This is a genomic window from Gymnodinialimonas sp. JB5-7, assembly GCF_055693405.1.
In genome coordinates this window covers 2,700,761-2,724,501 of the sequence record NZ_JBVFUX010000012.1, presented here as the reverse complement: position 1 = coordinate 2,724,501, position 23,741 = coordinate 2,700,761, and the positions used below count along the sequence as shown (strand labels likewise).

The 23,741-nt window shown below is 61.3% G+C and carries 19 protein-coding genes and 10 pseudogenes; 6 read left to right on the top strand and 23 right to left on the bottom strand.

Going from position 1 to position 23,741, the window contains the following annotated elements:
• The 4 genes and pseudogenes from ACZ1HK_RS22715 to ACZ1HK_RS22700 form a co-directional block, all read right to left on the bottom strand.
• Positions 1 to 297 (bottom strand): hypothetical protein, encoded by a 297-nt coding sequence (locus tag ACZ1HK_RS22715; protein WP_472630598.1) that lies wholly within the window; start codon positions 295 to 297, stop codon positions 1 to 3.
• Positions 298 to 300: 3 nt separating this feature from the next.
• On the bottom strand, positions 301 to 756 hold the full coding sequence (locus ACZ1HK_RS22710) for a response regulator transcription factor (protein WP_472630597.1): 456 nt from the start codon (positions 754 to 756) through the stop codon (positions 301 to 303).
• Between the two features lie 90 nt (positions 757 to 846).
• Positions 847 to 1,179 carry a short-chain fatty acyl-CoA regulator family protein gene (locus ACZ1HK_RS22705; protein ID WP_472630596.1) on the bottom strand — a complete coding sequence of 111 codons (333 nt, stop codon included), beginning with the start codon at positions 1,177 to 1,179 and terminating at the stop codon, positions 847 to 849.
• A gap of 770 nt (positions 1,180 to 1,949) precedes the next feature.
• A pseudogene (locus ACZ1HK_RS22700) lies at positions 1,950 to 2,138 on the bottom strand (helix-turn-helix domain-containing protein); the annotation flags it as partial.
• Positions 2,139 to 2,328: 190 nt separating this feature from the next.
• On the opposite strand from ACZ1HK_RS22700, the gene ACZ1HK_RS22695 reads away from it, so the two are divergent.
• A complete protein-coding gene (locus tag ACZ1HK_RS22695) occupies positions 2,329 to 2,772 on the top strand; it encodes a hypothetical protein (protein WP_472630595.1) in 444 nt (147 codons plus the stop codon).
• Positions 2,773 to 2,847: 75 nt separating this feature from the next.
• Here ACZ1HK_RS22695 and ACZ1HK_RS22690 read toward each other — a convergent pair.
• From ACZ1HK_RS22690 to aptA, 12 genes and pseudogenes are all read right to left on the bottom strand, one after another.
• Positions 2,848 to 3,845 (bottom strand): annotated as a pseudogene (locus tag ACZ1HK_RS22690) (ABC transporter substrate-binding protein).
• Positions 3,846 to 3,879: 34 nt separating this feature from the next.
• A pseudogene (locus ACZ1HK_RS22685) lies at positions 3,880 to 4,787 on the bottom strand (ABC transporter permease).
• Positions 4,784 to 5,686: an ABC transporter permease gene (locus ACZ1HK_RS22680; RefSeq protein ID WP_472630919.1), complete on the bottom strand. Its 903-nt coding sequence runs from the start codon at positions 5,684 to 5,686 to the stop codon at positions 4,784 to 4,786. The pseudogene ACZ1HK_RS22685 and the gene ACZ1HK_RS22680 overlap by 4 nt, the downstream one beginning before the upstream one ends.
• An 87-nt stretch (positions 5,687 to 5,773) precedes the next feature.
• Positions 5,774 to 6,181, bottom strand: coding sequence for a hypothetical protein (locus tag ACZ1HK_RS22675; RefSeq protein WP_472630594.1), 408 nt, complete (start codon positions 6,179 to 6,181; stop codon positions 5,774 to 5,776).
• A pseudogene (locus ACZ1HK_RS22670) lies at positions 6,165 to 6,951 on the bottom strand (ABC transporter ATP-binding protein). Before ACZ1HK_RS22670 ends, ACZ1HK_RS22675 begins: the two are co-directional and overlap by 17 nt.
• Positions 6,952 to 7,080: 129 nt before the next feature.
• Positions 7,081 to 7,299 (bottom strand): hypothetical protein, encoded by a 219-nt coding sequence (locus ACZ1HK_RS22665; RefSeq protein WP_472630593.1) that lies wholly within the window; start codon positions 7,297 to 7,299, stop codon positions 7,081 to 7,083.
• A 371-nt stretch (positions 7,300 to 7,670) separates the two neighbouring features.
• Positions 7,671 to 9,139 (bottom strand): annotated as a pseudogene (gene hydA, locus ACZ1HK_RS22660) (dihydropyrimidinase).
• Between the two features lie 23 nt (positions 9,140 to 9,162).
• A complete protein-coding gene (locus ACZ1HK_RS22655) occupies positions 9,163 to 9,414 on the bottom strand; it encodes a hypothetical protein (RefSeq protein ID WP_472630592.1) in 252 nt (83 codons plus the stop codon).
• Positions 9,411 to 10,667, bottom strand: a pseudogene (locus ACZ1HK_RS22650) (Zn-dependent hydrolase). The gene ACZ1HK_RS22655 and the pseudogene ACZ1HK_RS22650 overlap by 4 nt, the downstream one beginning before the upstream one ends.
• A gap of 9 nt (positions 10,668 to 10,676) precedes the next feature.
• A complete protein-coding gene (locus ACZ1HK_RS22645) occupies positions 10,677 to 10,958 on the bottom strand; it encodes a cupin domain-containing protein (protein ID WP_472630591.1) in 282 nt (93 codons plus the stop codon).
• The gene (locus ACZ1HK_RS22640) at positions 10,958 to 11,344 is read right to left on the bottom strand and encodes an ACT domain-containing protein (protein WP_472630590.1); all 387 of its coding nucleotides are present in this window, start codon (positions 11,342 to 11,344) and stop codon (positions 10,958 to 10,960) included. Before ACZ1HK_RS22640 ends, ACZ1HK_RS22645 begins: the two co-directional genes overlap by 1 nt.
• Positions 11,345 to 12,677, bottom strand: a pseudogene (gene aptA / locus ACZ1HK_RS22635) (omega-aminotransferase AptA).
• A gap of 199 nt (positions 12,678 to 12,876) precedes the next feature.
• Between aptA and ACZ1HK_RS22630 the strand changes: the two are divergent.
• Positions 12,877 to 13,487, top strand: a pseudogene (locus tag ACZ1HK_RS22630) (TetR family transcriptional regulator C-terminal domain-containing protein).
• 10 nt (positions 13,488 to 13,497) lie between these two features.
• On the opposite strand, the gene ACZ1HK_RS22625 reads toward ACZ1HK_RS22630, so the two are convergent.
• The 4 genes and pseudogenes from ACZ1HK_RS22625 to ACZ1HK_RS22610 form a co-directional block, all read right to left on the bottom strand.
• Complete coding sequence (locus ACZ1HK_RS22625) at positions 13,498 to 13,917, bottom strand: VOC family protein (protein ID WP_472630589.1); 420 nt, start codon at positions 13,915 to 13,917, stop codon at positions 13,498 to 13,500.
• Positions 13,914 to 15,219 (bottom strand): annotated as a pseudogene (gene preA, locus ACZ1HK_RS22620) (NAD-dependent dihydropyrimidine dehydrogenase subunit PreA). Before preA ends, ACZ1HK_RS22625 begins: the two are co-directional and overlap by 4 nt.
• A 24-nt stretch (positions 15,220 to 15,243) precedes the next feature.
• A complete protein-coding gene (locus tag ACZ1HK_RS22615) occupies positions 15,244 to 16,080 on the bottom strand; it encodes a class I SAM-dependent methyltransferase (protein ID WP_472630588.1) in 837 nt (278 codons plus the stop codon).
• 63 nt (positions 16,081 to 16,143) lie between these two features.
• The gene (locus ACZ1HK_RS22610; RefSeq protein WP_472630587.1) at positions 16,144 to 17,481 is read right to left on the bottom strand and encodes an NAD(P)-dependent oxidoreductase; all 1,338 of its coding nucleotides are present in this window, start codon (positions 17,479 to 17,481) and stop codon (positions 16,144 to 16,146) included.
• A 279-nt stretch (positions 17,482 to 17,760) separates the two neighbouring features.
• On the opposite strand from ACZ1HK_RS22610, the gene accB reads away from it, so the two are divergent.
• From accB to aat, 3 genes are all read left to right on the top strand, one after another.
• Positions 17,761 to 18,258, top strand: a complete 498-nt coding sequence (gene accB, locus ACZ1HK_RS22605) for an acetyl-CoA carboxylase biotin carboxyl carrier protein (RefSeq protein WP_472630586.1) — start codon at positions 17,761 to 17,763, stop codon at positions 18,256 to 18,258.
• Between the two features lie 18 nt (positions 18,259 to 18,276).
• On the top strand, positions 18,277 to 19,623 hold the full coding sequence (gene accC, locus ACZ1HK_RS22600; protein WP_472630585.1) for an acetyl-CoA carboxylase biotin carboxylase subunit: 1,347 nt from the start codon (positions 18,277 to 18,279) through the stop codon (positions 19,621 to 19,623).
• A gap of 322 nt (positions 19,624 to 19,945) precedes the next feature.
• Positions 19,946 to 20,572 (top strand): leucyl/phenylalanyl-tRNA--protein transferase, encoded by a 627-nt coding sequence (gene aat, locus ACZ1HK_RS22595; protein WP_472630584.1) that lies wholly within the window; start codon positions 19,946 to 19,948, stop codon positions 20,570 to 20,572.
• Positions 20,573 to 20,578: 6 nt separating this feature from the next.
• Here aat and ACZ1HK_RS22590 read toward each other — a convergent pair.
• The 3 genes and pseudogenes from ACZ1HK_RS22590 to ACZ1HK_RS22580 all read right to left on the bottom strand — a co-directional run bounded on the left by ACZ1HK_RS22590 (position 20,579) and on the right by ACZ1HK_RS22580 (position 22,051).
• A pseudogene (locus tag ACZ1HK_RS22590) lies at positions 20,579 to 20,955 on the bottom strand (DUF2155 domain-containing protein).
• A 194-nt stretch (positions 20,956 to 21,149) separates the two neighbouring features.
• On the bottom strand, positions 21,150 to 21,605 hold the full coding sequence (mlaD, locus tag ACZ1HK_RS22585) for an outer membrane lipid asymmetry maintenance protein MlaD (RefSeq protein ID WP_472630583.1): 456 nt from the start codon (positions 21,603 to 21,605) through the stop codon (positions 21,150 to 21,152).
• 68 nt (positions 21,606 to 21,673) lie between these two features.
• Positions 21,674 to 22,051 (bottom strand): NADH:ubiquinone oxidoreductase subunit NDUFA12, encoded by a 378-nt coding sequence (locus ACZ1HK_RS22580; RefSeq protein WP_472630582.1) that lies wholly within the window; start codon positions 22,049 to 22,051, stop codon positions 21,674 to 21,676.
• A 317-nt stretch (positions 22,052 to 22,368) separates the two neighbouring features.
• Here ACZ1HK_RS22580 and ACZ1HK_RS22575 point away from each other — a divergent pair, with 317 nt between their 5' ends.
• On the top strand, positions 22,369 to 23,661 hold the full coding sequence (locus ACZ1HK_RS22575) for an O-acetylhomoserine aminocarboxypropyltransferase/cysteine synthase family protein (protein ID WP_472630581.1): 1,293 nt from the start codon (positions 22,369 to 22,371) through the stop codon (positions 23,659 to 23,661).
• Positions 23,662 to 23,741: the final 80 nt, after the last annotated feature.

Below are 23,741 nucleotides of genomic sequence, written 5' to 3'. Positions count from 1 at the left end.
TTACACGTCCTCGGACGTGTTCTGGCTATGCCCCGGCTCTGCGGAAGGGCTTATTTCATCCTGAACGCCAAGACGCGACAGGGCGGCGCTGACTAAAGCAGACAGCGCGATCAACCCGATCCAGATGCCGAAATAGTAGACCAGCCTGGCCGATAGGCTTTCCGCCTCAGCCTCTGATCCGCGAATGAAGATCGGAACAAAGATCAGGATCAGGCCAAGGATCGGCAACAGCCGCGCGGCATCCTGCAATCGGTTCAGCCTGTATCTGCGGCGCTCAAGAAACAGCCTGGAGGCCATGGCTCACCCCTGCCCGGCAGCGGCAGGCCGATCCGTGAGGGCTAGCGCCAAATCCTTGATGACGGCCACCAATTCGTCGTTCGAGAAGGGCTTGGTCAAAAACGCACTTGCCCCAAGACCCATGGCGTGGTCCCGGTCCTGCGCCTGTCCTTTGGCCGTCAACATGACCACGGGCAGATTGCGCGTTGCAGGCTCAGCCCTGAGCGCGCGGAGAATGTCGAACCCCGATTGGCCCGGCAACATCACGTCGAGCACAAGAATATCCGGGCGCACGCGGGCAACCTCTGCCAAGGCCGTGTCGCCCTTGCCATGGCCGCGCACATCCCATCCCGCACGGCTCAGGATGAACGTCAGCGCCTCAAGGATATTGCTCTCATCCTCGACAATCAGGACGGTGCCCGGTCCGGCGTCTCGCCCGGAGATCGGCTCCGCACTAGTTGGTTGGTGGTTCACTGTCATACCCAGTCCTCCCCCCGGGTAGTGGTCATTCGCCCCGGGCCTGGTGTTGCAAGTGTGCCCAATGCTTGGGCAACACGCAAGAAATTCGCATCAAGGCCCGGCATTTCCGCCCCGGCGCGCGTCGCAACCGATCCGGGCACAGGTCTCGCATCCAGGCCCCGCGGCGATTGTCGGCAGGGGCCGGTCTCGGGGCGACGCCTCCATGATCAGCATGGTGCCCTGCAGCGCAGGGGCTGCACCAAACGCCCGGCCCTCACTGGCTTCGGCCACGGCCCAGGCGTGGAACCTCGCGCCGTGAGGCATCTCGATTTCGGCCTCCTCCGCCTGCCCCGGCCGGGACAAGGCGGTGTAGATCGGCCAAAGCGGGCAGCCTGCCACCACACGAGGCAAGGCAAAGCCCGACAGCCTGCGCCGATGCACCATCGCGCCCGACGCATCGCATATCGCCAATCCCGTAGGCGGCGCGCCGGTCTCGGGCTGCAAACTCGCCATGCGGCGCAAAACAGGGGCCACACCCACGCCCAAACGGCCCACCAGGGCCACCGGATCAAAGCCAACGTCGCGCGCCGCGGCAACGAATGGCTCCATCGGCAAAGGGCTGCATCGGCGGCATATTCCTTCAAGCGCGTGCGCCCCATGGCACGGGTGGCCGCATTGTCCATCCCCGGAGTCTGATCCAGGATCGCGTCAATGACCGCGACACCATCTGCATCAATCTGCGGAAAGACATGGCCCGCCGCGTCGAACATCGCCTCGACCGTTTCTGCGGGCGATCCGCCCTCCGCATCCGGGGCCTCGAACTGTGCCAGCAAACCGGTCGCCTGATTGGAAAGCCGCTCGGCCTCTTCATGCAGGTTGCGGTGGAAACGGCCCCGCCAGGCCGGGTCAAGGTCCGTCTCGCGCACCAAAATGTCCGATGTCGACCGGATCGCGGCAACCGACGACAGGACATCGTGCATCGCCTCTGCCAGTACGGGGTCATGGCTCAGCCTATCGCGCAGCGCTTCCACCTGCGCATCAAGGGCTTGCAGCCGTGCCTCCTGCGCCGCGATCAAAGCCGTCCACCCCGGAAACCGCGCGCCCATCTCATCGATCCGATCGGTTTCCGCCCCCAGCCCGACTTGAGAGCGGGCCGCCGCATCCAGAAGCGCGCTCAACTCCGCATCCGCCCCTTCGGTCAGAACCGAAGGCTCCACATCCAGCACACGCGCAAGCTCCAGCAGCAGCTTGCCCCCGATGCGGCGGTGATTGTGCTCAATCAGGTTGAGGTAGGAGGGCGACACACCCACCGCTTCCGCCAAGGCCCCCTGTTTCATCCCACGCGCCAAACGCTGCTCGCGAATGCGGCTGCCGGTGATATCTGAGGACGCTGCAGGTTTCATGAAGCGAACTTTACTGGCTTTACAGAGAATTTACAGAACAAACTTTACGGCCCGTACAGGAGCCAAACAACGGGATTTGAACGAAATCTGCGCAAAGCACCCCGCACGTGTTTACCTGCTGTTAAGGCGCGCCGGATATCCAGTTTGGCCGTGGGGGCCTCAGTACGCATCGCGTGTGAGGAGCGCAGAGATGGACATAACCAATACGCCACCAAGACCGGAACTGGCGGTCGCTCAGCCGTCAGCAGAGGCTCGCCTCAAACCCGGCGACGTGACCGGGCGTGCGGAAACCGCCAATCCTGTCATTGCAGCCGACAAGGCAAATGGCCCAGATCCGGCATCTGAGCGGGCCATCAAGCCACTGGATGTCTTTCAGGTCGGCGACAATGACGATCTGCCCGTGCCGCCGGACCCGCCACGCCAAGCTCTTGCAATGGTCGCGTGGGACATACCCGAACCCGCGGACGCGGCATCACCGACAGAAGACCAGGAAAGCGATCCGCGCGAACCCGCCGGAGCTGCCAACTCGCCCGATGCCGATCAGACCGCGGCGGACGCGGCCTTGTCGGAGGCGTCGCCCTACAAAAGCGGCACGCCCAACCCATCCTCGCCCACCGTCGACATCCGCCGCTGATCCCGGCAGCGCCCAGAATGCAAAACGGCCCCACGCACGGATGCGCAGGGCCGCTTTGACGTGTTGCGCGGCTGATTACTCAGCCAAGGCCGCATCCGTGATCATATGGGTGAACGCTCCCTCAGGCGCGGCCGAGATCACCGGGTCCGAGCCACCGGCCAACAGTGTATCGACCGTGCGCTGATAGGCTTCCTCGTCCAGACGGCCATCGCCGCCTTCGACCAGTAGCGCAATCTCACCCATCATGCGCAGCTGATGCTCTTCGGTCTGCGCGCCGGTTTCATCGTAATCCAGAACGATCATCGCCGCGTCATCGGGGTTCTCCGCGGCCCAGGCCCAACCCTGCATCGAGGCGCGCACAAAGCGCGTCATGCGGTCCACGAAGTCCGGGTCCTCCAGGTTCTCTTCCAGCGCCCAGATGCCGTCTTCCAGCGTGGCCACACCCTGATCTTCATAGCGGAACGTCACCAGCTCTTCCGGCGTCACGCCCGCATCGATCACCTGCCAATACTCATTGTAGGTCATCGTCGACATGCAATCGGCCTGCCGTTGGATCAGCGGATCCACGTTGAAGCCCGCCTGCAAGCAGGGTCACGCCATCATCGCCGCCGTCCACGCCGATGCCCAACTGGGACATCCACGACAGGAACGGATATTCGTTGCCAAAGAACCAGTGCGCCACCGTGGCACCGGCCAGATCGGACGGGCTCCGTAATGCCGCTATCCGCCCAGCAGGTCAGCATCAGGCCAGACCGCACGAACGGCTGCGCGATGTTCACCACCGGCAATCCACCCTCACGTGCGGCCAATGCCGACGGCATCCAGTTCAGCATCACATCGGCGCCGCCACCAGCAAGCACCTGCGGCGGGGCGATGTCCGGCCCGCCAGGGATGATGTTCACGGCGAGGCCCTCATCCTCGTAATAGCCATTCTCCAGCGCCACATAGTAGCCCGCGAACTGCGCTTGCGTGACCCACTGAAGCTGCAGGTTCACCTCATCCAGATGCCCATCGGCAAATGCCATACCGCCCGAGGCCAGAAGTGCAGCCCCCGCAAATGTCAGTTTTTTCATCGTTTTTCCCTCCAGGTTGGTAGTCAAGGTGGCCCTATCTTTGTGACGGGTGCCAGAATGTCAGTTGCCGCTCCAACAGCGTCATAAGCCCGTAAAACCCCGTGCCCGCCAGGGCCGCGACCGTAATCTCGGCCCAGACGACATCCATCGCCAGCCGTCCGACCTCAATCTTGATGCGAAAGCCCATCCCAACGGTCGGAGAGCCAAAGAATTCAGCAACGATAGCACCGATCAGCGCAAGGGTTGTGCAAATTTTCAACCCGTTGAACAGGAACGGCAATGCCGTGGGCAGGCGCAATTTCACCAGGCTCTGCCAGTAAGACGCCGCATAGGTGTGCATCAGGTCGCGCTGCATCTTGTCAGACGCCTTCAGCCCCTCAACCGCGTTCACCAGCATCGGGAAGAACACCATCGCGACGACCACCGCCGCCTTCGACGCCGGGCCAAACCCCAGCCACATCACGAAAATCGGCGCCGTCCCCACAATCGGCAAGGCCGCAAGGAAGCTGCCCACCGGCAACATGCCCTTTGCAAAAAGGGCGAACGGTCGACCGCCAAGGCCACCAGAAACGCCGCCCCGCAGCCGATGACATAGCCCACCAACGCGCCCTTCAAGATGGTCTGCACGAAGTCTGCCCACAGAATGTCGGTGTTCTGCGCGAACGCCGCTGCGATGGCCGAAGGCGCGGGCAGGATCACCGGGCTGACCTCGTAAAGGCGCACGGTCAGCTCCCACAGGCCCACCAAGGTCAGGCCAAAGATCACGGGCACCCAGAGCGCCGCAACCGGCCCATCGCTGCGCGCAAGCCGCGTGTTGATGTACCAGGCCCCCAGCCATACCGCCAACAATACCCAGAGCCGCAAGTCGTAGAACCCAGCGAAGACCAGCACCACAACAGCCGCCACAGGCAGGATCGGGATATTCCGCAAAGCCGCATTCATCGGTTCAACCCCATGCGCCGCAGCGTCGCGCGTTCGATCAAGCCCAGGATTGCGACCAGAATGGCCGCACAAATCGCCGCCATGAACAGCGCGCTCCAGATCTGGATCGTCTGCCCGTAATAACTCCCCGTCAACAGCCGCGCGCCCAGCCCGAACCGCGCGCCCGTCGGCAACTCCGCCACGATGGTCCCCACCAGTGCCGCCGCAATCCCCACCTTGAGCGAGGCAAACAGAAACGGCACCGAAGCCGGCAGGCGCAGCTTGAACAACGTCTCCGTCCGGCTCGCCGAATAGGTGCGCAGAAGGTCCAGATCCATCGCGCCCGGGCTGCGCAGCCCCTTCACCATGCCCACAACCACCGGGAAGAAACTCAGGTAGGCCGAGATCAACGATTTCGGCACCACCCCCGTCAGCCCCACCGCGTTCAGAACCACGATCACGATAGGTGCCACGGCTAGGATCGGAATGGTCTGCGAGGCGATCGCCCAAGGCATCACACTCAGGTCCATCGCCCGGTTGTGCACGATCCCGATGGCCAGCAGCAGCCCGGCCAATGATCCAATCACAAACCCCAGCAAGGTCGGCGCAAGCGTCTGATAGGCATGGAACAACAGATTGCGCGGATTGGGCCGCAACTCCCCCGGCGCTCGCGGAACAAGCTCTTCGCCCGCCGTCGTGTTCCACAGCTCCGCCGCCACCTGATGCGGCGCAGGCAGGCGCGGGCGCTCCTGCGCCATCGTGTCCGCAAAGACCTCATTGAAGGACAGCTCAACACCCTGCCGCTGCGCGGTATCCAAGGTCACCCAGCGGTTCATCAAATACGCGCCGCCATACCAGATCGCCACGATCACACTCACCACCGTCAGCACCGGAAGGATTGCCATAGAGATCCGCCGCATCGCCATGCAGAAGGCGCAAGGCGGGGCTTGGGCCTCAGCCACGCTCATGCCGCCTCCCACTGAAACAGGATATCCGGCAGCCCCTCTTCATTGTCGCCGTCCGTGCGCCGCTCCTCCATGAAGCCCTCGCGCCGATAAAACCTTTGCGCCGCCAAGTTGGCCTGAAACGTCCACAGACGCAGCACATCCCGCCCCGACTTGGCAAAATCGAGGAAGCGTTTGCCCAACCCCTTGCCCGGCGCGGCGCACATAAAGGGCGGTCACATAATCCTCGTCCCGGTCCAGCGCCATGAAACCTACCGGCGGGTCACCCGCCACATAGAGATCGCGCTTCACGAACACGAAATCGCGGTAGAAATCCCGAACCTCTTGGACTGAATGCACCCGCGGCATCCACGCCCGCCCGTCGATCCAATCGTTGAGGATGTCTGCGCAAGCGTCCGTGTCTCGCGCCTCTGCCCGCCGGATCACTGGCCCCTCATTCATCATAGGCATGCCCCTCGCGCAGCCCTTCCCGCACCCGATGCGCCAGTGCCAGGAATTCCGGTGTGTCCCGAATATCGAGGGGCCGTTCCCGCGGCAGATCGCTCTCGATCACATCCGTGATGCGCCCAGGACGGGGCGACATGACGACGATCTTGGTGCTCAGGTAAACCGCCTCGGGGATCGAGTGCGTCACAAACCCAATCGTCTTCTCCGTCCGCGCCCAAAGCTTCAGAAGCTCCTCGTTCAACCGGTCCCGCACGATCTCATCCAGCGCGCCGAATGGCTCGTCCATCAGCAAGGATATCCGCATCGAACGCCAGCGCCCGCGCGATGGAGGCCCGCTGCTGCATCCCACCCGAAAGCTGCCACGGGAATTTCTTCCCAAACCCTTCCAGATCAACAAGTTGCAAGACGTGGTTCACGCGATCCTGCTGGTCGGCGGCGGAGTAGCCCATGATCTCCAACGGCAGCTTGATGTTCTTCTCAATCGTCCGCCACGGATACAAACCCGCCGCCTGAAATACATACCCATAAGCCCGCGCCTTGCGCGCGTCGTCCGGGGTCATCCCGTTCACGGTGACGGTCCCGCCCGTCGGCTGCTCCAACGCCGCAATCACCCGCAGGAACGTGGTCTTCCCGCAGCCAGACGGCCCGATGAACGAAACGAAATCGCCTTTCTCGATATTGAGGTCCACGTCCTTGAGCGCGTGGACCGGGCCATCGTTGGTCTCGAACGTGAGGTTCAGGGATTGGGCGGAGATGACGGTCAAACCAAGTATCCTCGTCTCTGGCACCCACCAAAGTGGCAATCAGCATTCACTCAGAAACGCCTCCCATTCGCCTGTCTCAGTCGTGATCCTCAATGGACGTACGCCCTCACCAGTCCTAAGAAGACTTAAACGGTGGGTTCAGTATATTCGTAGTTCCTGTCGCATAGCTTCGGCATCTATTCGCAGTGCTTCTTGTCCATCAACCTGCATCGTGTTGTTCACGCTGCAGTTCCGTTCGTTGAACTGGATCTCATCGCGGGTCAGGACAGTGAAGGGTTGTCCGTCATAGTCGCCGGAAAGCAGACGGCAGCCCCCATCATCTGCCCAGCGCCCTTGCGGGATGTCGTTTTCGGCCACTGGTTCCAATGCACAGCGTTGTAGGTGCTCCCCCACTCTAGTGGAGCCAATACGCAACTCGAACCCATCTGGCGTCGTTCTGTTCCAGCGCAAAGGTAATTGGGCCGCTGATACTCGCACGTGGCAGAACCGTCGATCGGGCTAGTGCCAGAAAAAGCTACTTCCGTTCATAGCTCGTCGTAAAGTTGCAGCTCCGCTTTGGTTGATCCAAATATGTTCGATGGACTTCGACTGGCAGGCCTCGCAACCAGCCGACAGCCGCGGACATTTCCGTAGACACCTTCCAATTCCAAGGTTTGCCCAAACGCGGGCACGGCTCCAATCACTGCAGAAATCGCCAATATCACTACTTGGCGTCGCATGCCGCCCACTCAAACCCCCGCCGGAATGTTCAGCGGATCCCGCTCGATCTTCCGCGGCGTGTTCAACGCCTTCCACTTGCTCAGCGCCTGTGACGGACTCGCCGCCGGCGGCCGCTTCACGAAGCGACCACGCCCGGGTTGCGGCTGCGAGTTCTGCCCCGCGGCCCAAACCACATCTCCACGCGAAAGCGTGTAGCGGCGGCGACGCACTCACCTCCATCCCCTCGAACACGTTGTAATCAAGGATAGCATTTCGCCGTCGCCGTCGAAATCGTCCGCCCCAATTTCGGGTCCCAGACCACGACATCGGCGTCGCCGCCAACGTTGATCCCACCCTTCATCGGGTAGATGTTGAGGATCTTCGCGATGTTCGAGGACGTCACCGCCACGAATTCCTCCGGCGTCAGGCGGCCCGTCTCGACCCCGCTTGCGTCCAGAGCATCGCCATCCGCTCTTCAAGCCCGCCGGTCCCGTTGGGGATCATCGCGAAGTTATCGACACCCATGCGCTTCTGCTCATCGGTAAACGCCGCGTGGTCCGTCGCCACCACCTGCAACGATCCCGCAGCCAAGCCGTTCCACAGCCCATCCTGATGGTCCTTCGACCGGAAGGGCGGCGACATCACCCGGCGCGCCGCGTATTGCCAATCCTTGTCGAAATACTCGCGTCTCATCCAGCGTCAGGTGCTGGATCAGCGGCTCGCCATAGACCCGCATGCCCTTCTGCCGCGCCCGCCGGATCGCCTCATGGGCCTGCTCGCAGGACACATGCACGATGTACAAGGGCGTCCCTGCCGCATCCGCAATCATGATCGCCCGGTTCGCGGCCTCGCCCTCAACCTCCGGGGGACGGCTATACGCATGCCCCTCCGGCCCAAAGACACCCTCGGCCAGATACTTCTGCTGAAGCTCCGCCACGATGTCGCCGTTCTCGGCATGGACCAGCGGCAGCGCGCCCAATTCCGCGCAGCGCTTGAAGGAGGCGAACATCTCGTCGTCCTCGATCATCAGCGCGCCTTTATAGGCCATGAAATGCTTGAACGTGTTGATGCCGCGCTCTTTAACAACGGCTTCCATCTCGTTGAAAATGCTCTCATTCCAGCCAGTGATCGCCATGTGGTACGAGATGTCGACGCAGATCTGATCCTTGGACTTCCGGTCCCATTCGTCGATTGCATTCAGAAGCGAGCCATCCTCGCCCGGCAAGCAGAAATCGACCAGCATCGTGGTCCCGCCCGCCGCCGCGGCAAACGTCCCCGTCTCGAACGTCTCCGCCGCCGTGGTGCCCATGAAGGGCATTTCCAGATGGGTATGCGGGTCAATCCCGCCGGGGATCACATAGGCGTCGGAGGCGTCGATGACCTCGTCGCCCGAAAGGTTCTCGCCAATCTCCGCGATCTTCTCGCCCTCGATCAGCACATCCGCCTGCCATTGGCGGTCAGCGGTCACAATCGTGCCGCCCTTGATCACCTTGCTCATACGATCCCCCGTTGGTTAAACCCTTATGCCGTCACGCAAATCATCCGCTGATCCCGCGTCATTAGCGGCAGGTAGGTGCTCTCGACCGGGCCGTTGTGCAGATACCAGTAGCACCCGTCAGCCTCCAACCGGACCGAATTGACATCCTGCCCCGGCGCCACCAGCGCCAGCACTTCCTCCGGCAGCGCATCCTCGACCTGGCCCGTAGGCGTGGTCGACACACAGCCCGCCAACACAACGCTCGCACCCACTGCCAGCCAAATACCTCGTTTCATTCCACTATCTCCGCCGTTTCAACGACCGCATGGAACAGAACATCCGTGCCGGCCGCAGCCCATTCGGGGCTTATTTCCTCGGCCTCGTTATGGCTCAGGCCGTCCACGCAGGGACACATCACCATCGCCGTCGGGGCCACATCATTAATCCAGCACGCATCGTGCCCTGCCCCGGATACGATATCCATATGCGAATATCCAAGCCTTTCAGCCGCTTGGCGGATGGCTGTGACACATGTGTCATCAAAGGCGGGTGGATTGAACTGGCCGACGATCTCGGCCTCAAACGTCACACCGATCTCTTCGCAGATCTTCGGCGCGCGTTCCATCAACTCGTCAACCATACCGTTAAGCTTGTCGAGGATGTGCGTCCGCATGTCGACGGTGAACACAACCTTACCCGGAATGATGTTACGCGAATTCGGGTAAACATCGATATGCCCAATCGCCCCAACCGCATTGGGCTGGTTCTTCATCGCAATCTCGTGGACCAGCTCGGTGATCAGCGCCAGACCCCGCCCCGCATTCTTGCGCATATGCATGGGCGTGGAGCCTGTGTGGCTTTCCTTGCCCGTCACGGTGCACTCGATCCAGCGCAGGCCCTGCCCGTGCGTGACAACGCCAATGTCCTTGCCCTCGGCCTCCAAGATCGGGCCCTGTTCGATATGCAAGCTCGAAGAAGGCGTGCATCTTTCGGTCGCCGACCTTCTCGGTCCCCTTCCAGCCGATCCGCTCCAGCTCATCGCCGAACCGTTTGCCCTCCGCATCCACGCGGTCATTGGCCCATTCGAGCGTGTGCTTGCCCGCGAAACACGCCGGAGGCGAGCATCGCGGGAGCATACCGCGTGCCTTCCTCATTGGTCCAGTTCGTCACAACAATCGGGTGCTTCGTCTTGATCCCCAGATCATTCATCGTACGCAGGATTTCCAGGCCGCCGAGCACACCCAGAACCCCGTCATACTTGCCGCCCGTGGGCTGCGTATCAAGATGCGATCCGACATAGACCGGCAGTGCGTCCGGGTCCGTCCCCTCACGCCGCGCGAACATGTTGCCGATCTCGTCGACACCCATGGTGCAGCCCGCCATCCTCACACCACCGCTGAAACAGGTGCCGCCCCTCGCTGTCCTCATCGGTCAGCGTCTGGCGGTTGTTGCCGCCCGCGATACCAGGGCCGATCTTGGCCATCTCCATCAGCGAGTCCCACAGGCGCTCGCCGTTGATCTTCATGTTCTCGCCGGGGGCCGCTGCCATGGGTCTGTCCTACTTCAACTCTGTCTCAATGAACGTCATCGGCGCGTCACCGCCATTTATGACATTGTGCTCAACGCCCTGCTCCCGGCGATACACCGTGCCCGCCGGGATCATCACGTCGCGCGTCTCACCACCGGGTTCTTCCAGCCGCATCTGGCAATCGGTCAACGTAGTGATGACGTAATCCATGCCATGCACGTGCCAGCCCGTTTCATCCCCGGGCGCGAAGTCAAACCGGGTGACCCGCACGCGGTCATCATCAATCAGCATCTCAGCCCGCGCTTCGGCCATCAGGCGGCCTCCACTGCTGCGCGCGCCTTCAGAAGGGCCACCGCCTCATCCGCGCGATCTTCCGGGACGAACACATGATCATGCAGTGTTGCCGCGATCACATTGCACGCAATCCCGGCCTCGGCCAAAACGGTTGAGACCGCCGCCGTCAGCCCAATCCCCTCTAACGAGGAAAAGACCATCAGCGTGATCTGCGCCATCGCGTCTTCCTCCGCCTCGGCGGGCACCAGAACCGAAATTCCTTCTGCCTCTCGAAACACCGCTAGGGCCTCCGGCAACAACGGCGACAGTTCATCCTCCGCGACCGTGCGAAACGCCCAACGTCCCGGCATCCGTTCCGGGTTCATGCCCGCAATCATGGCAGAGGTGTCGGACACAGGCGCCATTCAGTGCAGACCTTTCAACACATCACCAAGCGTTCCAAACAACTGATCTATCTCACTTTTTGAGATAATCAGCGGTGGCGACATCGCGATGATATCGCCGGTCGTGCGGATCAGAACACCTCGGTCATAGCAATCAAGGAACGCCTGGAAGGCCCGCTTTGTCGGCTCACCCGCAATCGGCTCCAACTCCACGGCACCAATCAGACCCATATTGCGGATGTCGATCACATGGGGGAGGCCCTTCAACGAATGCAGCCCCTCTTCCCAGTAAGGTGCCAACTCCGCCGCGCGCTCGAACAACCCTTCTTCCTTGTAGGTTTCCAGCGTCGCAATCCCGGCGGCCGACGCAATCGGATTGCCCGAATAGGTATAGCCGTGGAACAGCTCGATCAGATGCTCCGGCCCTTGCATGAACGCATCGTGAATGCCCTTGGTCGCCAGCACGGCGCCCATGGGAATAACCCCATTTGTCAGCCCCTTGGCGCAGGTGATGAGGTCCGGCATCACGTTAAAATGTTCGGCGGCGAAGCTGCTGCCAAGCCGCCCGAACCCGGTAATCACCTCATCAAAGATCAGGATGATCCCGTGCTTGGTGCAGATCTCCCGCAGCCGTTCCAGATAGCCCTTGGGCGGCATCAAGCACACCCGTGGAGCCCGCCATCGGCTCAACGATACAAGCCGCAATCGTCTCGGCCCCGTGCAGCGCCACGATCCGCTCTAATTCCTCGGCCAGGTGCGCGCCATGTTCCGGCTGGCCGCGCACGTAGCTGTTCTGATCGGGCAAATGGGTCGCGGGCAAATGATCCACACCCGTCAACAATGAACCGAAAACCTTGCGATTGTTCACGATCCCGCCGACGCTGATCCCGCCGAAATTTACGCCGTGATAGCCTCGCTCGCGCCCGATCAGGCGCGTGCGAGACCCCTGCCCGATCGCCCGCTGATAGGCGATGGCGATCTTCAATGCGGTCTCAACCGACTCACTGCCGGAGTTCGTGTAAAACACATGCTCAAACGGCTCCGGCGCCATATCGCGCAACCGGTTGGCCAGCTCGAACGCCTTGGGGTGGCCCATCTGAAACGCGGGCGCATAATCCATCTCCGCCGCTTGCTTCTGGATCGCCTCCACGATGCGCGGCTGATTGTGGCCCGCATTGCAGCACCACAAACCGGCGGTCCCATCCAGCACCTGCCGCCCGTCGGCAGTCGTGTAGTGCATCTTGTCGGCACCCACGAACATGCGCGGCGTCTGCTTGAATTGCCGGTTCGCGGTGAACGGCATCCAAAACGCACTCAGGTCATTTGGAACTGGATTGCTACGGTCAAGTGCCATGGCTGTCTCCCCCGCACCGGCGCGCGGCGCATTTTCTTTTTGACCAAATGGTCAAGACCACGCTAGCAAAAGCCAAGGGCCAGTCAACGGAAACGACCGACAGATGCGACCAGTTGGACGCATTTTTGGCAAAAAGTCCGACCAGATGAACGCAATTCCGACCAATTGGGCACATCTCGCCCGTCAAATGGGCAAACCGATGACGCAGGAAAAACCCCGCACTCGCATCCAGGAAAAGAACCGCGCACGTGTACTGGAAGCCGCGTTGGAGGTCTTTTCAAAGCATGGCTTTCGCGGCGCAACGCTTGATGAAATCGCACGCGAGGCCGGGCTGTCGAAGCCCAATCTGCTCTACTATTTCTCCTCCAAGGACGAGATCCACGTCACGCTTTTGGAAGGGCTGGTCGACACCTGGCTCGACCCGCTGCGCGACCTGAAAGAGGATGGCGATCCACAGCAGGAATTGCGCGCTTATGTCCGCCGAAAACTTCAGATGAGTCGAGATTTCCCAAGAGAATCAAGGCTTTTCGCACAAGAGATCGTTCAAGGCGCCCCCGCATGAAGGAGGGGTTGGCGACCGATCTGAAGGCCCTTGTCGATGAGAAGGCAGTGGTCCTGAAACGATGGACCGCGGCAGGCAAACTGGCGCAAATCGACCCGCACCACCTGATCTTCTCCATCTGGGCGCTGACCCAGCATTACGCGGATTTTGACGTTCAGGTCCGCGCCGTTCTGGGCGAAGGCCGTGATCCAATCGCGGAGGCCGAGGTCTTTCTCGACACGCTGTTCACCCGGCTTCTAGAGCCGTAAACCGCTGCTCTTAAACAGTTATCTTTGAGATACTGAACGCCTCAAGATCCAAACCCTCCGCCTCATCTGCATGGAAATCCACGTGCAGATGGTTCCCGTCCGGGTCCCAGACATTGACCTGAACAAGCGGAATATCGGGCACCCGTACCACCCGGTTCGGCTGATCACCCTCCGCCAAACGGCGCAGGAAAGCGGGCAGCCCTTTCGCCCGGAACGCCGCATGCTCCAGTGCCAAATCGGTCGCTTTTGGCGGCGCAACCTCCACCGGCACAAGATGAACGACCGGCACGTCGCCTGCGTACATCCACGCGCCGGGGAATGGAAAATTGGGCCTATACCCCTGTTTCAGCTGCAAAAAATGCGAATACCAACGGATCATCGCGTCCAGTTGGACGGTCTGCAGGTTCACATGATCGAGCCGTTCGATCACTCCGCGGCCTTCACCGCACCGGGGTTGTTGGGATGGGTCGTCCAGTTCGCATAGTCCGGCGACACGACATTGCCCGTCCGCTCGTCCATCGTGCCGGCGGCCAATTCCTCCATCGTGATGCAGCCCTCCACCGGGCAGACATTCACACACAGGTTGCAGGCCACGCATTCCGCATCGATCACCTCAAACACGCGGTCCTCGGACATCGAAATCGCCTGATGCGAGGTGTCTTCACAGGCCGCATAACAACGACCGCACTTGATGCAGTCATCCTGAGAAATCCTTGCTTTCGTTACATAATTCAGGTTCAGGTACTGCCAATCCGTGACATTCGGCACGGCGCGGCCCACCAGATCATCCAGGCTCATGCCCTTTTCATCCAAATACTGCGACAGGCCCGAAATCATCTCGGACACGATCTTGAAGCCATAGGTCATCGCCGCCGTGCAAACCTGCACATTGCCCGCCCCCAGCGCCATGAATTCCGCCGCATCGCGCCAGGTCGTGATCCCGCCAATGCCTGAAATAGGCAGGCCATGGGTTTCCGCATTCCGCGCAATCTCGGACACCATCGACATCGCAATCGGCTTCACCGCCGGGCCGCAATAGCCGCCGTGCGATCCCTTGCCGTCAATCGACGGCTCAGGAGACATCGTGTCGAGGTTCACGGAAGTGATTGAGTTGATTGTGTTAATCAGGCTCACCGCATCCGCCCCGCCGCGCTTCGCGGCCTCCGCGGGCTTGCGAATGTCGGTGATATTGGGGGTCAGCTTCACGATCACGGGCTTGGAGTAATACTGCTTGCACCACCGCGTGACCATCTCGATGTATTCGGGCACTTGCCCGACCGCCGCGCCCATGCCGCGTTCCGACATGCCGTGTGGGCAGCCGAAGTTCAGCTCGATCCCATCCGCGCCGGTGTCCTCCACCAAGCGGCAGGATGGCTTTCCACGCCTCTTCCTCACACGGCACCATGATCGACACGATCATCGCGCGGTCAGGGTAATCTGCCTTCACGCGCTTGATCTCTTCAAGGTTGGTGTAAAGGTCGCGGTCGGTAATAAGTTCAATGTTATTAAGGCCCAACAGCCGCCGATCCGCCCCGTAAATCGCACCGTATCGCGGCCCGTTCACGTTGACGACGGGCAACCCCTCGGCCCCCAATGTCTTCCACACGACTCCGCCCCACCCCGCCTCGAACGCACGGCGGACATTGTATTCTTTATCGGTCGGCGGCGCCGAGGCGAGCCAGAACGGATTGGGCGATTTGATACCAATAAAGTCGCTGGTTAGGTCGGCCATGGGAACCTCACTCGGATGGCGCCATCAGATTGGCGGTTTGCGGAAAATCATCTCGGTCGGCGCAATCCGACCGGCATGAAGGTTTGTCAGGTAGTTTTCCAACTTCTGCGCCGGGTCGCCCGACATCATCAGATGAATTCCAATCGGCGGAATGCCGTTCGCTGCCACGTATCGCGACACACGCTCAAAATACGCCTTGGCGAAATCGGATCGGTCGCGTTCCGCCTCGATTTCCAGACCGGCAGCCTGTGCAGCCTCACCGTAGATAGACGGAGCCTCAACATGGCTTGTCTCGGCGACCGTCGACCATGGCAAAGGAAAGAGCAGGTCGCCATCTTCGGCGCCGCGCATCACGTCGAAAACCGCAAAACGTCCGCCGGGTTTCAGGCACCGGGCAACTTGCGCAAACAGCGTCTGTTTGTCGGCGATGTTCATGCCGACATGTAGCATGGTCACGAGGTCGGCGCTTGCGGCGTCCCAAGGCAGCTCCAGGATCGAGCCCTGGTGCAGCTTGATCGCATCCCCCATACCAAGCCGGTCGTTCAACGCAAAGCCCGCGTCGATGTATTCCTGTGTTAGATCAATGCCTTCAACCGAAGCGCCATACCGGTCGGCAATGTGGCGTGCGGTGCCGCCAATGCCGCATCCGAGATCATAAACCACGCTGTCGGAGGTCAACTTGATCTGGTCGAGCAACGCAAGCGTCGCGTCCAATCCGCCGGTGTGGAACTCATCAACTGGCTTGAGATCATCGAGCGTCGGATGCGCGGGGTCTGCCCCGGCTTCCCCCAATGCAGCATCGATCCGTGCCAGCAATTTGCCGGTCGTGTAGTGCCGCGCCACGTCGCTCTCCAAGGTCATAGCAGCCTCCTAATCTATTTGGAAAAAGGTCATGCTACATCATCCTCCGGCACCCAGACTTGATCATGCTTTGCTTATTTGCATGTGAATATCCTCCGCCGCGTCGCGCCCCTCGGCCACGGCTGTCACGGTCAGGTCTTCGCCGCCACTGGCGCAATCGCCCCCGGCCCAGACGCCGCTCAGGCTGGTCCGCCCTGCGCCGGTCACGGCAATCTTGCCGCCATCAAGCTTCAGTCCGTCCGGCGCGCCGTCCAACGTCTGCCCAATGGCCTTGAGCACCTGATCGGCAGGGATATCGAACGTCTCCCCAGTGCCCTGAACGGACCGTCCCTCCACCTTCGTATATTCACATCTCAGCGCCGTTGCGGCCCCATTCCCAAGCACCTCAAGTGGCATCGCGTTGAAGATGAACCGTACGCCTTTGGAGGCCGCGAGATCCTGTTCATAAGCGCTTGCAGGCATCGCGTCCCGTCCACGGCGGTAGAGGACGGTGACATTCTCGGCCCCGAGCAGCTTTGATTGAACCGCCGCATCAATTGCCGTCATCCCGCCGCCGATGACCACCACATTGCGCCCGACAGGCAGCGTGCTCAGATCGTTGGCCTGACGAAGATCTGAAATGAATTCAACAGCATCCACAACGCCATCGCGCGTCTCGCCTTCAGCCCGCAGCGCGTTCACACCGCCGAGGCCCATCCCAAGGAAGACCGCGTCGAAGTTTTCCTGCAAAGCCGCCATGGTCACATCGCCATTCAACGCGGTGCCATATTTGATCTCGATCCCGCCGATCTTGAGAAGCCAATCGACCTCCGCTTGCGCGAAGTTGTCGACGCTTTTGTAGCTGGCGATCCCGTATTCGTTCAGCCCGCCGGGCTTGGGCCGCGCGTCGAAGATCGTGACGGAATGGCCGTGCATGGCCAATCGGTGCGCGCAGGCCAGCCCCGCAGGCCCGGCCCCAACAACAGCCACTGTTTTTCCGGTCGCGGGGGCCCGTTCAAACGGATGCACGCCCTTGGCCATCACCGTGTCCGTCGCAAAGCGCTGCAACCGCCCGATTTCGACGGGCTTGCCTTCCGCCGCCTCGCGCACGCAGGCCTCTTCGCAGAGAGTCTCCGTCGGGCACACGCGTGCGCACATGCCGCCAAGGATGTTCTGGTCAAAGATGGTCTCAGCCGCCGCTTCCGGCGTGCCTGTGGCGATCTGCCGGATGAACAGAGGGATGTCGATATCAGTCGGACAGGCCGTAATGCAGGGCGCGTCGTGGCAGAAATAGCAGCGATCCGCGGCCACCAGCGCCTCATGCCCATCCAAGGGCGCGTGCAGGTCAGTGAAGTTCTGGGCCAGCGCCTCTTCCGGCAAGCGGGCCGGTGCAATTCCTGGCGTGAATGGGCTGTTCGTCATGCGGCATATCCCTCGCTGATCGAATGGCTTGGTTGCAGATCAGGCTGGCACGCATTCGAAAATTTATCAAATGGTAAAAAATCTGGGGATGCCCATGGCAGGATTTTTGCACCTGAAAGGGCCGATCGCCCTGATTTTGTGCACCTTGCGCGTGCATTCGCCCGGCCCCGCCCCCACATGTTCCCGAACGCAGCGGCTTTTCCCCGCGTCAACCCTGCGCTATAGCGCGTTGGACCAACAGACCCGCAGACGGGCATCATCGCAACGGCGAGGAGCGACATGGCTGAAAAAACACGCGACGAAGATGTGGCCTTCATCAAGGCCCTGGCAGAGCTTCTGCGGGAAAACGACCTGACAGAACTGCACGTAAAGCGCGAATATGCCGAAAGCGATTGGCTGAACGTGCGCGTCGCGCGCCAGATCATCGCTGCACCGGTGGCCGCGACTGTTGCTGCGGCCCCCATGGCCGCCGCACCCGCGGCCGCAGCGGCACCTGCCGCAGCTGCGGCTTCGGCCGAGGCACCCGAAGATCCCGCACAAGCGCCCGGCGCTGTCACCTCACCCATGGTGGGCACCGTTTATCTTCAGGCTGAGCCCGGCTCGCCATCCTTTGTCAGCGTTGGCGACAAGGTCAGCGAAGGGCAGACCCTGCTGATTGTTGAAGCAATGAAGACGATGAACCAGATCCCCGCGCCCCGCGCCGGTACGGTCAAACGCATTCTGGTCGAAGATGGCGCCCCCGTGGAATACGGCGCGCCCCTGATGATCATCGAATAAATCGGAAAGGGATTTCCCATGTTCCGCAAGATCCTGATCGCCAACCGGGGCGAGATTGCGCTTCGTGTTATCCGCGCCGCGCGCGAGATGGGCGTTGAAACGGTCGCCGTCCATTCCACCGCCGACGCCGATGCGATGCATGTGCGCATGGCGGACGAGTCGGTCTGCATCGGCCCTGCACCGGGAACCGACAGCTATTTGTCAATGTCCGCGATCCTGTCCGCCTGTGAAATCACCGGCGCTGAGGCGATCCATCCGGGCTATGGCTTCCTGTCTGAAAACGCGGCTTTCGTCCAAGCGGTCGAAGATCACGGCATCAAGTTCATCGGCCCGTCCGCTGAACATATCCGCATGATGGGCGACAAGATTACCGCCAAGGACACCATGATCAAACTGGGCGTGCCTTGCGTGCCTGGCTCGGACGGCGGCGTCCCGGATCTGGAGGCTGCCTACAAAGTCGGCGATGCGGCGGGCTACCCTGTGATCGTCAAAGCCACGGCAGGCGGCGGCGGGCGCGGCATGAAGCTCGCGAAATCGCGCGACGAGATGGAAATCGCCTTCCGCTCCGCACGGTCCGAGGCCAAATCAGCCTTCGGCAATGATGAGGTCTATATCGAGAAATACCTCGGCCGGCCCCGCCATATCGAGGTGCAGATTTTTGGCGACGGCAAGGGCCAGGCCGTGCATCTGGCCGAACGCGATTGTTCGCTCCAGCGCCGCCACCAAAAGGTCTTTGAAGAGGCCCCCGGCCCCGCGATCGACGCTGAGACACGCGCTCGCATCGGAGAGACCTGCGCCAAGGCCGTAGCCGATCTGGGCTATGAGGGCGCGGGCACCATCGAATTCCTATACGAGGACGGTGAATTCTTCTTCATCGAGATGAACACGCGTTTGCAAGTGGAACATCCCGTGACCGAGGCGATCATGGGCGTGGACCTTGTCCGCGAACAGATCCGCGTCGCCGCAGGGGAGCCGATGTCGTTCAGCCAAGATGACCTGCAAGTCCAGGGCCACGCCATCGAAGTGCGCATCAACGCCGAGAAGCTGCCGAACTTCGCGCCCTGCCCCGGTACGATCACCCAGTATCACGCCCCTGGCGGGCTTGGCGTCCGGATGGATTCGGCCCTTTATGACGGCTACCGCATCCCGCCCTACTACGACTCGCTTATTGCCAAGCTGATCGTACACGGTCGTGACCGGCCCGAAGCGCTGGCGCGCCTCAACCGCGCGCTAGGGGAGTTGATCGTGGACGGCATCGACACCACGGTGCCGCTGTTCCACGAACTCCTGCAGACCGATGCCGTTCAGACCGGCGACTATACCATCCACTGGCTGGAAGGCTGGCTGGAAGAGAATATGGGCTAAGCCCAATGCGAAACGGCGCCACGGGGTGAGAACCCGAAGCGCCGTTTCTGATGCAGCAGAAAGCGTTCATACGGATGAACACTTCGCTTGGCAGGTGAAGGCCACATTGCGCTGCCCCACGGGGAGGGCCAGCACTCCATCGATCTTCGCCCAAATCCTGCAGATTTATCCGGCAGGTATCCTGAAATTGATGGGCAACATATGACCATACAGCCGTTAATTGACGGTAAATGGAGCAGATTTTTTCGACGAGGCCAATTTTGGCCAATTTTTTATGGGCCTTTTGGCGTTCCGCGCCTAAGTGTCCACTATGGCGCATGACATGTACCCAGAGGACCGACCGCTCCTGACGCCAGAGCTGATGGTGCGCGCCTACGCCGCCGGGATCTTCCCGATGTCCGAGGGAAATGATGACCCGAACGTGTTCTGGGTCGACCCGCAAAGGCGCGGCGTGTTTCCGCTCGATGCCTTCCACGCGTCACGATCCCTGCGAAAACGCATCAAGCGCGGCGGCTACACCGTTCATCTCAATCGCGATTTTGCGGGTGTCGTGGATGGCTGCGCCGACCGCGACCCCACATGGATCAACCATGACCTGATGGCCTGCTATCAGGTCCTGCATGCGCAGGGCCTCGCCCATTCCGTCGAGATCTGGGATGCAGAGGGCCTCGCCGGGGGTGTGTTCGGCGTGGTTCTGGGCTCTGCCTTCTTTGGGGAGAGCATGTTTTCACGGCGCACAGACGCCTCGAAGCTGGCCCTTGGTCATCTGATCCATCGGTTGCGCGCAGGCGGATTCACACTGTTCGATACGCAATTTGTGACGGATCACCTGGTCTCTCTTGGCGCTGTGGAACTGCCCCGGACCGATTACCGGGCGGAACTTAGCCGTGCGCTTTTGCTGCCCGCCGATTTCCATGCCCTTCCGGAAGACGCACCCCTCGTCCTCTGACGTGCATCAAGCAGTGCAGCGCAGGACCCAGACATCGTAGCGGGAATGTTCCAGCGCGTTGAGCGCAGGGCTGGAGGCGATCATCCACCCGTCAAAAAGGAATTCCCTTCCAGATCAAGCACTTCAAGGTGCGCGAATGCATCGCCGCCCGGGTCGCCAGCCGGGTAACGGCACTCCACGGCGCGGATCGCAATGCGACCAAAAACGACTGTCTGCCCCATAGACAGCTCTACATCCGTGGGCTGCCCCAGCATCTTGTCGAGCGCACGCAGGGTTACGATCGTGCCTTGCTCGGTCGCAGGCTGGCTGACTGATGTGACCGGGCCAGAGACACCCGGAAAGCTTTCAAACGTACCTTGCGAGCCGCCGTCACCAAGGTTCAGCTGGATATCCCCGCCGCCCCCGTCCGGCACCAGACCACCATCTTCTGACAGGGTCAGGCCAGTGCCTTCCCCGTCACCTGTATCAAGCTGGAAGTCATCAAAGGTGTTGTCGCCATCGAAATTGTCGAATTGCTGTGCCGCGACAGGTGCCGCACCGGAAATAAGGAGAATTGAGAACAAACCTGCGCGCAGCATCAACTCTCTCCACTTCCGCCAAAGAACCGCAAGAGCAGCGTGATCAGGCTGACCGAGGATTGCGTGTCGATGAATTCGCCCCCCGCTTCCATGTTGAACGGTGAGCCGCCCGGGATCACTTCCACAAATGACCCGCCAAGCAGGCCTTCCGAGGCTATGGCGATCGCGCTGTCATCGGGCAGGATAATGCTGTCCGCCACACTGATGGTGGTCTCGGCAAGGAAGGTCTCCGGGTTCAGTTCCATGTCCGTCACAGTGCCGATCTGCACACCACCCAGGCGGACTTCGGTGCCGATACCGATCCCCTCGGCGGATCGGAAATGCGCCTGAAGATCGTAGGACGACCCGCCCGCCCCGCCGCCGGACCCGCTTGCATAAAGGAAAAAGCCAAAGGCCGCAGCCAATACGGCGCCGCCCGTCGCAATCTCGGTGATGGAATAGTCTGTATCAGCCATGGGACCGGGATAGCTGGCGCGGAGGGCAAGGCCAAGGGGAGGTTGCCCGCCCCCTTTCCCCGGCACCTTTATTCCGGCGACCAGGCCTCATAATCGCGGCGTTCTTTCGGATCGGCGCGGCGGATCGAGCCCGCGGGCGCATAGGCGGCTGCCGAGCCCGTCAGGTTCGGCAGGTGCGGCTTTTCCCAATCCTTGTGGACCAGCGGTTTGTCGGTGGGCGGCTCATCCCAAGTATGGTGCAGCCAGCCATGCCATTCAGCCTCGACCCGGCTGGCCTCGGCCTCACCGTTATAGATCACCCAGCGCTTCGTATCATCGGCGTTGCGGTAGAAGATGTTGCCCTGCGCATCCTCACCGACACGCTCCCCATTGCGAGCGGTGAAAAGCTGCGTGCCAAGGGTCTGGCCATTCCACCAGGTCACGGAGCGTTTGAGGAAATCGAGCATGTCTGGCCTCGCATGGGTCGTTTGGGTGGGTTTTGCCCGTTTGGACGCCGGGCGTCCAGTGCCAAGCCGTCGCGCTTGTGACCAAAAGGAGCGGCTGCGCCGCAAGGTATTTTGTTTTTGATGGGGGCGCTGCCCCCTTCGCGACTTTTTCGGCGAAAAAGATCGCTGACCCCCGAGGTATTTTTGAAACAAGGAAGGATAGGCGTTTTGCAGGATTGGTGCGCGTTGGAACAAATGGCCTTCCTTTCCGCGCGGTGATTGCAGCCCGTGGGCGCCCTGTTCTACAAGCGCGCCAAAGCATGACGAGGGAGACACCCATGACCGACGGACCCAGCTACGGCTTTGACACGCTGCAAATCCACGCGGGCGCACGGCCCGACCCAGCCACAGGCGCGCGGCAGACACCGATCTACCAAAGCACGGCCTACGTGTTCCGCGATGCGGAACATGCGGCGGCGCTCTTCAACCTTCAGGAAGTCGGCTACATCTACTCGCGCCTGACCAACCCGACAGTTGCCGTGTTGCAGGAGCGGATTGCGACGCTCGAAGGCGGCGCGGGCGCCGTTTGCTGTTCCTCCGGCCATGCCGCACAGATCATGGCGCTGTTCCCATTGATGCAGCCGGGCTGCAACGTTGTCGTCTCCACCCGTCTCTACGGCGGTACGGTCACCCAATTCTCCCAAACCATCAAACGCTTCGGGTGGGAGGCCAAGTTCGTCGACATGGACGATCTTGATGCCGTCAAAGCTGCTATTGATGACAAGACCCGCGCCGTCTTTGGCGAAGCCATCGCCAATCCCGGCGGCTATATCATGGATGTCCGCGCAGTAGCCGATGTGGCCGATGCAGCCGGTATTCCCCTGATCATCGACAACACCACGGCCACGCCTTACCTGCACCGCCCGATTGAGCATGGTGCGACGCTTGTGGTGCATTCCACCACCAAATATCTCACCGGCAACGGCACGGTTACCGGCGGCTGTGTGGTGGATTCAGGCAAGTTCGATTGGTCGGCATCGGACAAATTCCCCTCGCTCAGCGCGGCGGAGCCTGCCTATCACGGCCTGAAATTCCACGAGACATTCGGCCCGCTCGCCTACACCTTCCACGGCATCGCCATCGGCCTGCGCGATCTGGGCATGACGATGAACCCCCAGGCCGCACACTATACGCTGATGGGCATCGAGACCCTCAGCCTGCGGATGGAGCGCCATGTCGAGAACGCGGTGAAAATCGCCAACTGGCTGGAGAACGACCCCCGCGTCGATTTCGTGACCTATGCCGGGCTCGAATCCTCTCCTTATTACGAGCGCACCAAAACCGTGTGCCCGAAGGGCGCGGGCGCGCTCTTCACCTTCGCGGTGAAGGGCGGATACGAGGCGTGTGTGAAACTGGTCGATTCGCTGGAAATTTTCAGCCACGTGGCCAATCTGGGCGACACGCGCTCGCTGATCATCCATTCGGCCTCCACCACGCACCGGCAGCTGACGCCGGAACAGCAAGAAGCCGCCGGTGCCGCACCCAACGTGGTGCGCGTCTCCATCGGGACCGAGGATGCAGACGATCTGATCGCGGATTTGGACCGCGCTCTGTCTGCTGCTGCGGCGTAAGAAGGGAAAATTAACCAATTTCGCGTTAGGGTAAGGCCGGACGCGGATACGAGCCATTCGGGGGCGCGGTCTTGATCCGA